Below are 13,627 nucleotides of genomic sequence, written 5' to 3'. Positions count from 1 at the left end.
AGCCTCAAACCTCAACTTCCACCGGAAGCGGAATAGATTCTAAAAGATCCTGAACCACTTTTTCAGGAGTCGACGTCAAAGATGCCTCAGCGGATAAATAGATTCTGTGTCCTAAAACGAATGGGGCCATTTCCTTCACATCATTCGGGATTACATAGCTCCTGCCCTTCACAAGTGCTCTCCCCTGAGCTGCTTTCACTAAAGCGAGAGTTCCACGAGGACTGATCCCTAATTCTATGGAAGAATGGTTTCTAGTTTCCCTTGTGATTTTCAGCAAGTATTGCTCAACAACTTCAGAAAGCTGCACATTTTCAAGCTCCCTCTTCAGCAGAATAATATTTTCTTTACTCAATACAGGATTTAGTTCTTCTTTCGAGGAACCGAATCTATGCTTGCGAATCATTTCTCTTTCTTCATTCAATTCAGGATAACCAAGTGAAAGTTTAATAAAAAAGCGGTCCATTTGCGCTACTGGAAGTTGGAAAGTTCCCTGCTGAGATTCGACTGGATTTTGCGTAGCGATTACCAGGAATGGTGTGTTTAGCTGAATCGTATGTCCATCAATCGTCACCTGGTGTTCTTCCATCGCCTCAAGCAAACTGGACTGTGTCCGAGGTGTTGCACGGTTAATTTCATCGGCTAAAAGAATATTAGTAACAATGGGACCTGGCTTCAATTCAAACTCCTGAAGCTTCGGGTTGAAAAATTGAATCCCGGTTATATCGCTTGGCAGTACATCCGGCGTAAATTGAATCCTTGAAAAATCTCCACTTATAGCTTTCGAAAAGGTTTTAGCAAGCAACGTTTTCCCAGTCCCCGGAACGCTTTCCATTAAAATATGACCATTATTTAAAAGTGCAATGACCATCATTTCAACTTCAAAATCACGGCCGATGACATTTTTACTTATTTTTCTTTTTAATTCTTCAAGCTTTGTTGACCATTCCACCTTGACTCCCCCTAAGTTCTCAGAAAATTCCTCTTTTTTTTAAAGTTTAACATCTGTTGTAACAAAAGAAAACTTATACCCATTTTTATCCAATCTAATTTACATGGCTGTGATTATGTGGGGTGTTAATTTCCGCGCTTGTAGACAATAGCGAAAAACTGGCGTCGAGTTGTTATGAGAAGTGGTCTGAGAACAACTTATGTGAAAAAACAGTCGATGAACTGGCGTGAGAGTGTGTTAAAAAATGCCTAACACACAAAAAGAAACGCTAATAAAGTGTTTCTCAGCTTGTCGACAAAGATACAGGTCACAGAATACGCCGCAGACGCCATCGGCGGCGAGGAGGCTCAGCGCCGGTCCCGCTGAAAGCGAAGCGCCTGGAATGGAAATCAACAGCCCAGTTTCTCCTCCAAACTAAAAAAGAACTGTAAGCAAGCACGATTTTCATCGTGTTTGTCTACAGTTTGAGAAACGCTAACTGAGCGTTTCTTTTTGGTGATAAAAATTATTAACTCCTAGGCTCGTCCATATATTGATAAATGACATCCCCGCCTCTTTGGGCAATTCCCCTGTAGTGTTTAAAATCCTCCCTGTTAACGATCACTTCCCGAAAAATCATGAAATCTTGTTTGGACACAAAAATTTCATCCACTTCTTTATTCTTTAAGCTGTCAAGCATTCTTACTGCCTGTTCTTTATCCATGGACGTACACTCCCTAATTATTCAAACTAACCACTATTTTATATTCTCCCTATAATAATGCAACAAGCAATCACCTATTTCTAAATATAATGAAACGTGAGGTTTTTGAAATTTCAATGTTGGGAATGAAAGAGTAGAATCCATGTTGTTTCTTGCGTTTTGCCTTATAAACTAGTTCCATTTTATAAGAAATTAAAGGAACCACAAATTTTCTTGTAGATGGAATCTGATATTTCTTATATAATAACAATAATATAAATTGAATTTTCTAACTTTTATAAAATGAAAATTTCGTGAACATTTAAAATTTATAACAAATTTTCCTTTACGACTTTGTAAAATTAGTGCAAAATGTTAGTAATTCGAAAGATAACGAAGGAGCGAGGTTATTTTGAAGAAAGCCGAAGTGGGAAATGTAATCGAATTCAAAGAAGGATTACAAGGGGTTGTAGAAAAAGTCAATGAGAATTCCGTCATTGTCGATTTAACTTATATGAACAATTTCCGCGATTTAGAATTAGATCTGAGAACTGTTATCAATCATAAAAACTATAAGATTATTAAGGAAACAGCCTATTAATATATCGAAAATCAAGAAAAAGCAGCCTGGGCTGCTTTTTCTTATTGGATTATTTTTTCTTTTCCTTGCCTGCCAATTCCTTAAATGATTTTACTTTCCCATGTGGGTGCTGATCCTGCTTACGGACAGTCCATTTGCGTTCTTGTTCATGTTTTGATTCTGACATGATAATACCTCCAAAATAAAATTCACTTCTGTCTTACCATTCCCCAATTAGAAGAAATCTTTTCCTTACAACTTTATGCAAATTTTTGATACAATAAGTTTTGTTTTTGGAAAGGGGTTAGCTTTAATGAACAAATGGATCGCTGATCGCAGATTGATTTTAGGTATATTGATCGCACATCTACTATTATTTTTTACCTTCGAGGATAAGTCAGTATTCTGGTATATATTCACAGCATCCATGCTCGTGTTAATCAGTTATTCCATCAAACATGAAGAAATTGAAGATCAGGCTTCGACTTTATCATATTTTTCCATAGGGATTGCATCTGGACTTGGCCTTTTTGGACTCTTCTGGCTGGGAAGCTCATTTATCGATATACTTAACCTCCCTTTCACCACGCAAATTTCCCGACTATACAGCAGATTTTCACCGGAAGTTATCTGGCATTATATAGTTCTCGTTTTAATCATTGCTCCTGGAGAAGAAATTTTTTGGAGAGGATTTATCCAAAAGCGTCTAAATAAACATTTTGGCATGAAAATGAGCATCGGACTTTCTATATTTCTATATGCCTCTGCTCACCTTTATTCAGGAGAATTCATCCTGGTAATCGCTGCGATCATCGCCGGATCTGCCTGGAGCATATTATATGCCTGGAAGAGAAGTCTTCCCCTAGTTATTGTTTCTCATATTGTTTTTGATTTATTATTATTTGTATTTCTTCCGCTGCGATAAAACAAAGACCCCCTAGATTTGAATGCCCTGAATGGATTATTTTTCTATTGTTCCCACATCTTGTCCATGTTATCTTTTTTTTAGGGTATAGCGTTGTAACTTATTTATATCAATCGCGTCTAAAAGAATAGTTAACACCAAATGAGAATACAGGGGGCAATATATATGAATAAATTAGTAAAACCTTTTGCAGTGCTTAGCTTGTCTGCAATGTTTATTGCAGGATGTGGTTCTGCTGAGCAATCTGCTGATAAGACTGCAGCTTCAAAGCCAGCATCCGCACCTGAAAATACTGAAAAAGAGCAAGCAACTGGACAAGAATCAACAGAACAGAAGCAATCGGAAGACAAAGGTGAGAATGGTGTCATTCGGATCCTTGAACAAAAGTTAACTTATAATGTCAATGGTGAACAGAAAGAAGAAACAGCCTTCTTAAAATACAATGACAATCAAAACTATTCTATGTATGTTTTACCTGAATATGAACTTACTGGAGAAGAACCAAATAAAGATGTTCTCTTCTGGAAGGACGATGACAGTGTATTTATGAGGATTGAATTGCTTCCTGCAGATCTCGATTGGGCGCTTATGGAAGAAAACACAAAAGCACAGCTAACAGCTGTAGGACCAGATCTGAAGGAAGCCGAAATTCCGGATGATGCATTCTTTGAAAATGCATGGGCAATGGAAACAAAAAGCGGAGCAGAGACTGTAACATCCTATCTGATTAAAAATGAACAACAGCCAATCAAATTTACATTATTCACGAAGGATAATGCTGATCATAGGAATGCCTTTTTGGAAATGGGCAAAACCATCCTTAAAGAGAACAAATAAAAAAGAAGGGACCTCCCTTCTTTTTTATTTTGCTGAGTTTTTGGTTATAATAGTGTTCTTTTTGTGACTTCTAAGATTCGAGAGAAAATCAACCGTCAAGTTTAATAAGCCTTTAAATTAAATTGAAAACAAATAAATTAACTGCTACTACAATCCCAAAAGAGACAAATCCAGCAATTTTTACGAAATGCCTGTTTTGGTATTCATTCAAAGGAGTTACCCTTTTAACAATTTCCCAAAAAAGTGTCGTACCCCCAATTATGATTAGCCCCCCCACGAAAAAGTTATCGAGAGAATTTGCAACTACAACTATGTGATCGATAAAAAGAATCCAGAGATAACCTAAAAAAGCATTAAGCAGAACAGACATTACCAAATCTTTATTTTTCATTCCATTCACACCTTACAAGCTTTTGTTTATAATTGAATTCTATCACAATATACCATATATTAACAATTCGTATTCAACTTTTTTTATTCAATGGTTTCATCCAAAGCAAAATAATAAAAATCAGGCTGATATAACCAAAAACGGGATATAGAATCGAAAGCAGTGTTCCATAATGGATTAGGCTTATGAAATAGCAAATTAGAAACAATAATGATACGACAAGCATACTAGGAAGCTTGATGTATTTTTGGATCTGCCTTTCCAAACCGAAGATGTTGCCAATTACTGACGTAAAAATTTCTCCATAAACGATCAATACAAAAATCCAGTAAAGACCAGAAGCCAGCTGCTTCATGATCACTGCCATCGGAATTTCAAAGGTTTCGAATCCTGGCAGCATGATCAAGGTCAAATGGCTCGAAAGGAGAATTAATGTCAGTGCGATCCCTCCAATAATTCCGCCCCATTTCACGGTATTATCGTCCTTAATTTCCGCTGCTACGGGGACAAGCACCGCCTGAGCAAGCGCAAGATTCAATGCTGTATATGAAAATGGAGCCACAACAGATTTCCAGCCATCCTCTGCATATGGCATAAAAACCACTTGTTCGATAAAACCTGGCAATTTTATTGATAGGAAGAATAAGATTAGACTGAATATAATCATCATTGGCACAACAAATGTATTGACCGCAAATACTCCCTTCAAGCCGACGAACATGACAACAAGCGAAAGAGCGATGGTAATGAATACTCCGAGTGATTTGGTCAGCCCAAGTTGTTCTTCAAAGACAGCCCCTGCCCCAGAAAGCATGACAGCACATACCCCAAGAAGCATTACCAGCATGACCAGATTAATCATTTTACCAAAAAACTTCCCAAATAGATGTTCATTCATTTCTTCATATGAATGGGCTCCAATTGAGGCAGCAATTCTCATCAGCTTGGAGCCCATGTAAATAAGCATATAACCGCTCATGAATATTCCAATCAACCCAAATATGCCAAAGCGGGAAAAAAATTCGACGATCTCCCTCCCGGTCGCAAAGCCGGCACCCACGACAGTGCCAACATAAACAGCAGCGATTTGAAAGGCAGCTCCCCAGTTTGTCTTCAAAGCATTCCCCTCCTCCCTTTCAATATATGTGAACTAAGACAAACAATGACGAGCTTTTAAAAAGACTAATTATAAAAATGTAAAAATTACCATAATCAAAATTGTTGAAAGTCAAGAAAGGTCAAATTATAATAAAAATATATTGATCAAAGATAGTCAAAGTCAAATAACGACTTATCTGATCAAGAATATAAATATAAAAACCATTGAAGGAGGAATTTAAATGCTTTGCCAAAATTGCCAGGAGAAACACGCTAAAATTCAATTAAAAGTTAATTTAAACGGTAATCAAAAGCATTTAATGCTCTGTGAAGATTGCTACAGCAAAGAAAAATTAGGTGCATCCTTCGGCAGCTCACTGTCCAGTTTCTCCGGTTTTGGAGGATCGCCTCTTAACGATATCTTTAAACAATTTACAGAGAATATGAACAATAGTAACCCAGATCAAATTGTACCTCCTCCCTCTCCTAAGACAGCTGGTGGGGGAACCGGATTTATTGACCAATTCGGAAGAAACTTGACCCAGATTGCAAAGACTGGCCTGATCGACCCTGTCATTGGCCGCGACGAAGAAGTAAAGCGTGTCATCGAAATTTTAAACAGAAGAAACAAAAACAATCCAGTTCTCATTGGGGAACCAGGCGTTGGTAAGACAGCCATCGCTGAAGGTCTGGCATTAAAAATTGCAGAAGGCAATGTACCGAATAAATTGAAAAACAAAGAAGTTTATCTGTTAGATGTAGCTTCCATGGTTTCCAATACAGGAATCCGCGGACAATTTGAAGAAAGAATGAAACAGCTTATTTCAGAACTTCAGTCTCGCAAGAATATCATTGTATTTATTGATGAAATTCACCAGCTTGTAGGCGCTGGTTCTGCAGAAGGCTCCATGGATGCAGGAAATATCCTGAAGCCTGCTCTTGCACGTGGTGAACTGCAGGTCGTCGGAGCGACTACGCTGAAAGAATACCGTCAAATTGAAAAAGACGCAGCTCTCGAAAGACGCTTTCAACCTGTGCATGTATTTGAACCAAATGTGGACGAAGCAATCGAAATCCTGAAAGGAATCCAGTCTAAGTATGAAGACTTCCATGAAGTTTCATTTGAAAATGATGCTATTAAGGCATGCGTTCAGCTTTCACACCGCTATATACAGGATCGATTCCTTCCTGATAAAGCGATCGACTTAATGGATGAAGCTGGTTCAAAAATCAATCTTGTTTCTGATTACACAAATCAAAACGATGCGGAAAGCCGTCTTGCAGAAATTGCAAAGGAGAAGGAACAAGCTCTTAAGCAGGAAGACTATGAAACTGCCGCTAAGCTTCGTGACGAAGAGACAAAGCTTGAAAAAGCTTTAGAGGTAAAGGGAAATTCAGCCCGTCCTGTCGTTACTGTCCAGCATATTCAGGAAATCATTGAAAAGAAAACTGGAATCCCTGTAGGAAAGCTGCAGGAAGATGAGCAGGAAAAGATGAAGAATCTTGTTGCTAATCTGAATGATAAAGTCATTGGACAGGAAGAAGCTGTCCAAAAGGTTGCAAGAGCGATCCGTCGCAGCCGTGCAGGCTTGAAATCCAAAAACCGGCCAATTGGCTCTTTCCTGTTTGTTGGACCAACTGGTGTGGGTAAGACAGAATTAACTAAAACCCTTGCTGAAGAATTATTCGGTTCAAAGGACGCCATGGTTCGTCTCGATATGAGTGAGTATATGGAGAAGCATAGTGTTTCCAAGTTAATCGGTTCACCACCAGGATATGTAGGACACGAGGAAGCTGGCCAATTGACTGAAAAACTCCGCCGTAACCCATACAGCATCATCCTGCTTGATGAAATCGAAAAAGCTCATCCTGACGTCCAGCATCTGTTCCTGCAAATCCTTGAGGATGGACGCCTGACTGACAGCCAGGGCCGCACAGTGAGCTTCAAAGATGCAGTCATCATCATGACAAGCAATGCAGGCGTTGGACACAAAACGATTAAGGTTGGTTTTGATCAAAGTGAGGCTGTTGCTGAATCAAGCGTTCTTGATTCACTTGGCGGCTTTTTCAAGCCAGAATTCCTTAACCGATTTGACAGCATTATAGAATTCAAGTCTCTTGAGAAGGAAAGTCTTCTTCAAATTGTCGAATTGATGCTTGCTGAACTGAAAAACACTCTTAAAGAACAAAAGATCCGCTTAGAAGTTTCTAATGAAGTAAAAGAGAAATTAGCGGAACTTGGATATCACCCTGCCTTTGGCGCACGTCCACTTCGCCGTTCCATCCAGGAGCAGCTTGAGGATTCAATCGCTGACTTCATTCTTGATAAGCCAGATGAAAATGAACTGACTGCCGTTATCGAAAATGATAAAATCACGATTAAAGGTAAATAATGCAGAAGCCCGGACTTGTTCCGGGCTTTTTAAGTTTTTTTATCTTTTTACAGTTTAAAAATGAAAAGTACATAAAAGGCTTATAGAATAAAAGCATATATTTTATGAAAAGAGGTAAACCATATGCAGTTCTTGACAAAATTCAGTTTAAAAAATTCTTTTGCTGTATTTATCATTTCCTTCTTATTAATTCTTGGCGGATTGTATTCCTTTACACGTTTAAAAGTGGATTTGCTTCCTAATATCGAGTTTCCACAACTTTCAATCGAAGTTGTGTATCCCGGTGCTTCCCCGCAGGATATTAATGAACAGGTAACGGAAAAACTTGAAACAAAATTAAAAGGAATTGAAGGCATCAAAAAGATGCAGAGCTCATCATTTGAAAGTATCGCCATCATCAATCTGGAGTTCCCATTTAATACAGATCTCGATGATGCCGAGCAGCAAGTAAATACTTATATAAAAGAGGCAGGACTTCCAGAAAATGTACAGACGAATGTAAACAGATTTTCCTTTGGCTCCTTCCCTATTTTTAACATTTCACTTTTCGCCAAAGGCGACCAAGACCTTGAACAGCTTGTAAATGAAGAAATCATTCCTGACCTTAATAAAATACAGGGAATTAACAGTGTTTCCGTTGGCGGGCAGACTGAGGATGTACTGCAGATTACCGTTGACCAGAAAAAAGCCTCTCAACTCGCCCTAAGCTTGAATGAAATTAAAGAAACGATTAACTCAAAAAAGTTCAGCTTCCCAGCAGGGAACCTGAACGAAAATGAAATCCAGGTCCCAGTCAGGGTACAAGAGAAAATTGAAGAGATCAATGAACTTGAAAACTTGCTGATTAAGTCAAAATTTGCACCGGAGGCTCCTGCAGTAAAACTAGGTGATATAGCCTCCATTGATGTTATAACAGAAAAGCCAGAAATCACCCGCTACAATGAAAAAGAATCTTTATCAATGGCGATCACAAAAAAACAGGATGCCAATACAGTAGAGATTGCTGAAAAAGTATTAACCGTAATAGACGGCTATAGCGATCGCCTGGACTATGCAATTGGCTTTGATTCTGCAGAGGGCATCGAAAAGTCTGTTAATACATTAGTAAAAGAAGGATTGTTGGGAGCACTATTCGCCTCGATTGCGGTGCTTATTTTTCTAAGAAACTTCAGGGCTACAATTATAGCGATCGTTTCAATACCGCTCTCGCTATTAATCTCTTCTATCTTCCTAAATCAGCTCGATATTTCCCTGAATATCATGACACTCGGAGGCATGGCCGTTGCTGTTGGCCGAGTTGTGGATGACAGTATTGTTGTAATCGAGAATATCTTCAGGAGAGTCAGGAAGACAAAGGAAGGTATGAAAGATGAACTAATACAGGATTCAACCAAAGAAATCCTGAAAGCAATTACTTCTTCGACCATAACAACCGTCGTCGTTTTCCTGCCTCTGGGTCTTGTAGGCGGGATTACCGGAGAATTCTTTCTTCCATTTGCATTGACAATCGTATTCTCATTGCTAGCATCATTAATCGTTGCGATTACGATTGTTCCTATACTTGCTAAATTCTCCTTTAAAAAGGTGCCTAAGGAAGAAAAGGAAGGCGTTATGCAGCGCGCATATGCAAGTGCCATTAAGTGGTCACTTAACCATAAAACACTCGTCATTGTACTTTCATTCCTGCTTTTGGCAGGCTCAGGTTTCCTTGTGAAAGGCCTTGGTTTTACTTTTATCCCTAACGAGGAACAAAAGCTGCTTGTCGCTACCTTCCAGCTCCCTTCTTCTACATCGCTCGAAAAGACGAATGATGTTTCATTGAAGGTAGAGGAAATGTTTGCAGATAAAAATGAAATCAAGGATGTGACGGTAGGGATCGGCAGCCGCGATTTCCAAACAGGTCTGAAGCGCCAGAACCAGGCGAATTATTTTATCAGCCTTGATGACGGCGTCAGCGTTTCTACCTTTATACCAGAGCTAGAAAAAGAAATGGAGGAAATTATCCTTAATATTGAACCAGATGCGAAACTGGGAATACAGGAGCAATCTACAGGCGGACCTCCATCCAATAACAATGTAAATATTGACCTTTATTCAACTGACCTGGCAGCATTACAGGAGGCAGCTGCAAGAGTTGAAAAATATATGAAAAAGCAAGATGATTTAAAATATGTATCGAACAATTTCTCCGAAAAACAAAAGCAAGTGATTGTTGATATTGACCCGGAAAAATCTGCAGAACTTGGTCTATCAGGATTCCAGATTCTTGGAACGATCACAGATAAAACTAAGCCTGTGGATGCCGGTACAATGAAATTAGGTGAAGAGGAACGGAAGGTTTCAATTACTTATAATGACCAATCAGAGACAATAGAAGATTTAAAGAATACGGTTATTTTCACCCAGCAGGGACCTGTACCGATTACAGATATTGCCGAGGTTACTGAAACGGACACCTTTACGTCCATTCAAAAATTGGACGGAAAAATATTTGCACAAATCTCTGCACAAATCGCTTCCAATGATATTCGTTCTGTTTCTACAAGCGTCATAAACGGTGTAGAAAACCTTGAGCTTCCTGAAGGTGTTTCATTGGAAGGCGGCGGAGGTAGTGATGAAACAGTCGAGACGTTCACTCAGCTGGGCATTGCAATAGTGGTCGCAATTGGTCTTGTTTACCTGACAATGCTGATCACATTTGGGCAAGCAAGGATTCCCTTAATCATTCTCTCATCCTTGATTTTCGTCCCAATTGGTTCATTGCTTGGACTTTGGATTGCTGATGAACCAATGTCTGTAAGTGTCATGATCGGATTACTGATGCTGATTGGGATTGTTACAACAAATGCCATCGTACTTGTCGACAGGATCGGCCAGAACCGTATGGAAAAAGGAATGACAATACGAGAAGCTCTTGTGGAGGCAGGCATAACAAGACTTCGACCAATCCTGATGACCGCCTTCGCTACCATAGCAGCGTTAATTCCCTTAGCACTGACAACATCATCAGGCACTTTAATTTCAAAAGGGCTGGCAGTGACGGTTATTGGGGGACTTACCTCCTCTACCCTGCTGACGCTGATACTAGTACCTGTCATTTATGAGGTATTTTTCTACAGGCAGGTTAAAAAGGAACGCAGATAACAAACTGGTCCTTGCCAGATTGTTTTTCTGCCAAGTTTAGTGGCTGATATGGAATAAATGGTGGATAAAGTTATTAATACTTTGGCTCACAATAAGGTTTACAAAGATTACTTTTCCAGCAAATTTTCATAAAAAATCGTAAAAAAGCGAAGCCCGCAGGCTTCGCTTTTTTACAATTATAGTTTGCTGTCATCTACTGAATCCAGCCAGCTTTCAATTTCTCCAATTACTGATTCGACACAGCCTTCTTCAAAAGGTGAGATTAAATTAGCAGCTTTAACTAGCTCAGTAAATGCCATGCTGCCGCCTAGCTTGCATAGGTTCGCGTAATCCTTCCATGCCTCTTCCTGGTTTTCTCTTGAACGCTTCCAGAATTGGAATGCACAGATTTGTGCCAGAGTGTAATCGATATAATAGAAAGGAGAATTATAAATATGTCCCTGGCGCTGCCAGAATCCGCCTTCCTCCAGGTATGCATTTCCGTCATAATCTTTATGAGGAAGATATTTCTTCTCGATTTCACGCCATTGCTGCTTGCGCTCTGCAGGAGTTGCTTCCGGGTTTTCATATACCCAATGCTGGAATTCATCAACTGAAACCCCGTAAGGCAGAAACAGAAGAGCTCCGCTCAAATGTGAGAATTTGTACTTATCTGTATCCTCTTTAAAGAACAATTCCATCCAAGGCCAAGTGAAGAATTCCATACTCATTGAATGGATTTCACAGGCTTCATATGTTGGCCAATTGTATTCAGGAATTTCGAAATGGCGGCTTGAATAAACCTGAAAAGCATGCCCTGCCTCGTGAGTGAGAACATCAATGTCGCCTGATGTACCATTGAAATTAGAAAAGATAAATGGCGATTTATAATTTTCGATATACGTACAATAACCGCCTCCAGCTTTCCCCTTCTTAGCTACAAGATCCATAAGGTTGTTTTCATTCATATATCGGAAAAATTCGCCTGTTTCATTCGAAAGCTCATCATACATCTTCTGTCCGTTATCTACAATCCATTCTGGGCTTCCTTTAGGTACTGCATTGCCTGTTTTGAAGCCAAACGGCTCATCATAATACTTTAACCCTTCTACCCCAATGCGGTTCATTTGGCGTTCCTTGAGCTTTGTAGCAACAGGTACAATATATTGGTGAACCTGGTCCCTGAAAGCAGCAACCATTTTGCTGTCGTAATCTGTTCGGGACATACGGAAATAAGCAAGCTCTACAAAGTTTTTGTAACCAAGCTTATGGGCGATTTCCGTTCTTACCTTTACAAGCTCATCATAAATCCTGTCAAATTCATCACCATGTTCTGAGAAAAATGCGAATTTTGCTTCACTTGCTTTTCTTCTTGTTTCACGGTCTTTAGATTCTGTAAAAGGATCAAGCTGTGCAAGAGTCCTTTCTTCACCTTCAAACATAATTTTTGCTGAAGCTACAAGTTTCGTATATTCAGTAGATAGTTTATTTTCCTTCTGCATTAAAGGAACAATCTCAGGAGAGAACTGTTTTAATTGAGCTTCTGCCAGTGCGAAAAGCTGGCGGCCCCACTTAGCTTCAAGTTCATCTTTATAAGGTGATGTAACCAATGCTTCATAATATTTTGTCACAAGTCCTTCCACCTGAGGTGCCAGTTCATCAAGAAAATCCTGTTCCTGCTTATAGAACTCGTCCTCTGTATCAATTGAATGACGGATATAGCAAAGGTTAAACATTGTGCCAACATCATTTCTCAGCTCATTAATCTCATTCATTGCTGTACTCTGTTCCTCAACGGAACCAGCATTCTTGAATTTTTCAAGAAGCTGATCAAATTTCGCTGTAACATCTTCAAGATTTGGACGCGTATATGTATACTGCTCAAAATTCATGTTATTGCCCCCTTCTTCTCTATCTGGGATTGAGCCAATCCCCATCTCTTTCCTATTCTACGGATATTCTTTATTTCCCTTTTTATTCCGAAAAAATAAAGAAAAAAACGGCTAAGATGCCGTTTTTTAATATTTGCTGACAGAAAGTCCGAGCTTTTTTAATAACTCAATGGCGGTTGCCTTTTCCTCATCTGCAAGGCTGTCCATCAATTCATGGATCAACGCGCTGTGCTCTGGGAAAATCTCTTCGATTAATTTTTTTCCATCGTCTGAGATTTTAGCGTATGTCACTCGTCGGTCTTTAGGACAGGCGACCCTATTAAGATATCCCTTTTCTTCAAGCTTATCGACAACATAGGTGATACTGCCGCTGGCTAGCAATATTTTTCCGCCAATCTGCTGTAATGGCTGCTCCCCTTTATGGTATAAAAGCTCAAGGACAGCAAATTCAGTTGGGTTCAGCCCATTTTTCTGGATCACCTTATTTACTTTCTCATTAACTGCCCTGTATGCTCTCGACAGGACAATGAATAATTTTAAACTTTGGTTTTCTCTATCATTGTTCATGCTCATTCATTCCTTTACCATTAACGACTTATCTATAAGTAGAGTATATCTGAATTTCTTCCTTTTATCAGTATTTCCCTTGATTTTATTCTAAAAACTATCATTCCAGTTGAATCCATTGTGCATGGTGATTTTAAAGGAAAGGCTCTGTTAAACAAGGCTGTAATTTTCGTTCCAGGCGCTTCGCTTT

The 13,627-nt window shown here is 39.2% G+C and carries 12 protein-coding genes; 5 read left to right on the top strand and 7 right to left on the bottom strand.

Annotated elements, in window-relative coordinates; translation table 11 throughout:
- Nucleotides 1-4: 4 nt before the first annotated feature.
- Together V7201_RS22350 and V7201_RS22345 are read right to left on the bottom strand one after the other, a co-directional pair.
- On the bottom strand, nucleotides 5-949 hold the full coding sequence (locus V7201_RS22350; RefSeq protein WP_335378964.1) for an AAA family ATPase: 945 nt from the start codon (nucleotides 947-949) through the stop codon (nucleotides 5-7).
- A gap of 508 nt (nucleotides 950-1,457) precedes the next feature.
- The gene (locus tag V7201_RS22345) at nucleotides 1,458-1,652 is read right to left on the bottom strand and encodes a hypothetical protein (protein ID WP_335378963.1); all 195 of its coding nucleotides are present in this window, start codon (nucleotides 1,650-1,652) and stop codon (nucleotides 1,458-1,460) included.
- 391 nt (nucleotides 1,653-2,043) lie between these two features.
- Here V7201_RS22345 and V7201_RS22340 point away from each other — a divergent pair, with 391 nt between their 5' ends.
- Nucleotides 2,044-2,232 carry a YkvS family protein gene (locus tag V7201_RS22340; protein ID WP_335378962.1) on the top strand — a complete coding sequence of 63 codons (189 nt, stop codon included), beginning with the start codon at nucleotides 2,044-2,046 and terminating at the stop codon, nucleotides 2,230-2,232.
- Nucleotides 2,233-2,281: 49 nt separating this feature from the next.
- Here V7201_RS22340 and V7201_RS22335 read toward each other — a convergent pair whose 3' ends face one another.
- The gene (locus V7201_RS22335) at nucleotides 2,282-2,398 is read right to left on the bottom strand and encodes a DUF6254 family protein (protein WP_335378961.1); all 117 of its coding nucleotides are present in this window, start codon (nucleotides 2,396-2,398) and stop codon (nucleotides 2,282-2,284) included.
- Nucleotides 2,399-2,524: 126 nt separating this feature from the next.
- Here V7201_RS22335 and V7201_RS22330 point away from each other — a divergent pair, with 126 nt between their 5' ends.
- Both V7201_RS22330 and V7201_RS22325 read left to right on the top strand, forming a co-directional pair.
- On the top strand, nucleotides 2,525-3,136 hold the full coding sequence (locus tag V7201_RS22330) for a CPBP family intramembrane glutamic endopeptidase (RefSeq protein WP_335378960.1): 612 nt from the start codon (nucleotides 2,525-2,527) through the stop codon (nucleotides 3,134-3,136).
- Between the two features lie 165 nt (nucleotides 3,137-3,301).
- Nucleotides 3,302-3,973, top strand: coding sequence for a hypothetical protein (locus V7201_RS22325; RefSeq protein ID WP_335378959.1), 672 nt, complete (start codon nucleotides 3,302-3,304; stop codon nucleotides 3,971-3,973).
- Nucleotides 3,974-4,085: 112 nt separating this feature from the next.
- Here the strand turns inward: V7201_RS22325 and V7201_RS22320 are convergent, their stop codons facing one another.
- Nucleotides 4,086-4,364, bottom strand: a complete 279-nt coding sequence (locus tag V7201_RS22320; RefSeq protein ID WP_335378958.1) for a hypothetical protein — start codon at nucleotides 4,362-4,364, stop codon at nucleotides 4,086-4,088.
- A 73-nt stretch (nucleotides 4,365-4,437) separates the two neighbouring features.
- Nucleotides 4,438-5,481: a YkvI family membrane protein gene (locus V7201_RS22315; RefSeq protein ID WP_335378957.1), complete on the bottom strand. Its 1,044-nt coding sequence runs from the start codon at nucleotides 5,479-5,481 to the stop codon at nucleotides 4,438-4,440.
- 223 nt (nucleotides 5,482-5,704) lie between these two features.
- Between V7201_RS22315 and V7201_RS22310 the strand changes: the two genes are divergently transcribed.
- Both V7201_RS22310 and V7201_RS22305 read left to right on the top strand, forming a co-directional pair.
- The gene (locus tag V7201_RS22310) at nucleotides 5,705-7,855 is read left to right on the top strand and encodes an ATP-dependent Clp protease ATP-binding subunit (RefSeq protein ID WP_335378956.1); all 2,151 of its coding nucleotides are present in this window, start codon (nucleotides 5,705-5,707) and stop codon (nucleotides 7,853-7,855) included.
- 123 nt (nucleotides 7,856-7,978) lie between these two features.
- On the top strand, nucleotides 7,979-10,999 hold the full coding sequence (locus V7201_RS22305) for an efflux RND transporter permease subunit (RefSeq protein WP_335378955.1): 3,021 nt from the start codon (nucleotides 7,979-7,981) through the stop codon (nucleotides 10,997-10,999).
- A gap of 176 nt (nucleotides 11,000-11,175) precedes the next feature.
- On the opposite strand, the gene V7201_RS22300 is transcribed toward V7201_RS22305, so the two are convergent.
- Nucleotides 11,176-12,870 carry a M3 family oligoendopeptidase gene (locus V7201_RS22300; protein WP_335378954.1) on the bottom strand — a complete coding sequence of 565 codons (1,695 nt, stop codon included), beginning with the start codon at nucleotides 12,868-12,870 and terminating at the stop codon, nucleotides 11,176-11,178.
- A gap of 126 nt (nucleotides 12,871-12,996) precedes the next feature.
- Complete coding sequence (locus V7201_RS22295) at nucleotides 12,997-13,437, bottom strand: MarR family winged helix-turn-helix transcriptional regulator (RefSeq protein WP_335378953.1); 441 nt, start codon at nucleotides 13,435-13,437, stop codon at nucleotides 12,997-12,999.
- Between the last annotated feature and the right edge of the window lie 190 nt (nucleotides 13,438-13,627).

The organism is Bacillus sp. JJ1122 (assembly GCF_036964885.1).
In the GTDB taxonomy this organism is placed as follows: domain Bacteria; phylum Bacillota; class Bacilli; order Bacillales; family Cytobacillaceae; genus Mesobacillus.
This window is presented reverse-complemented; position numbering and strand designations above follow the sequence as displayed.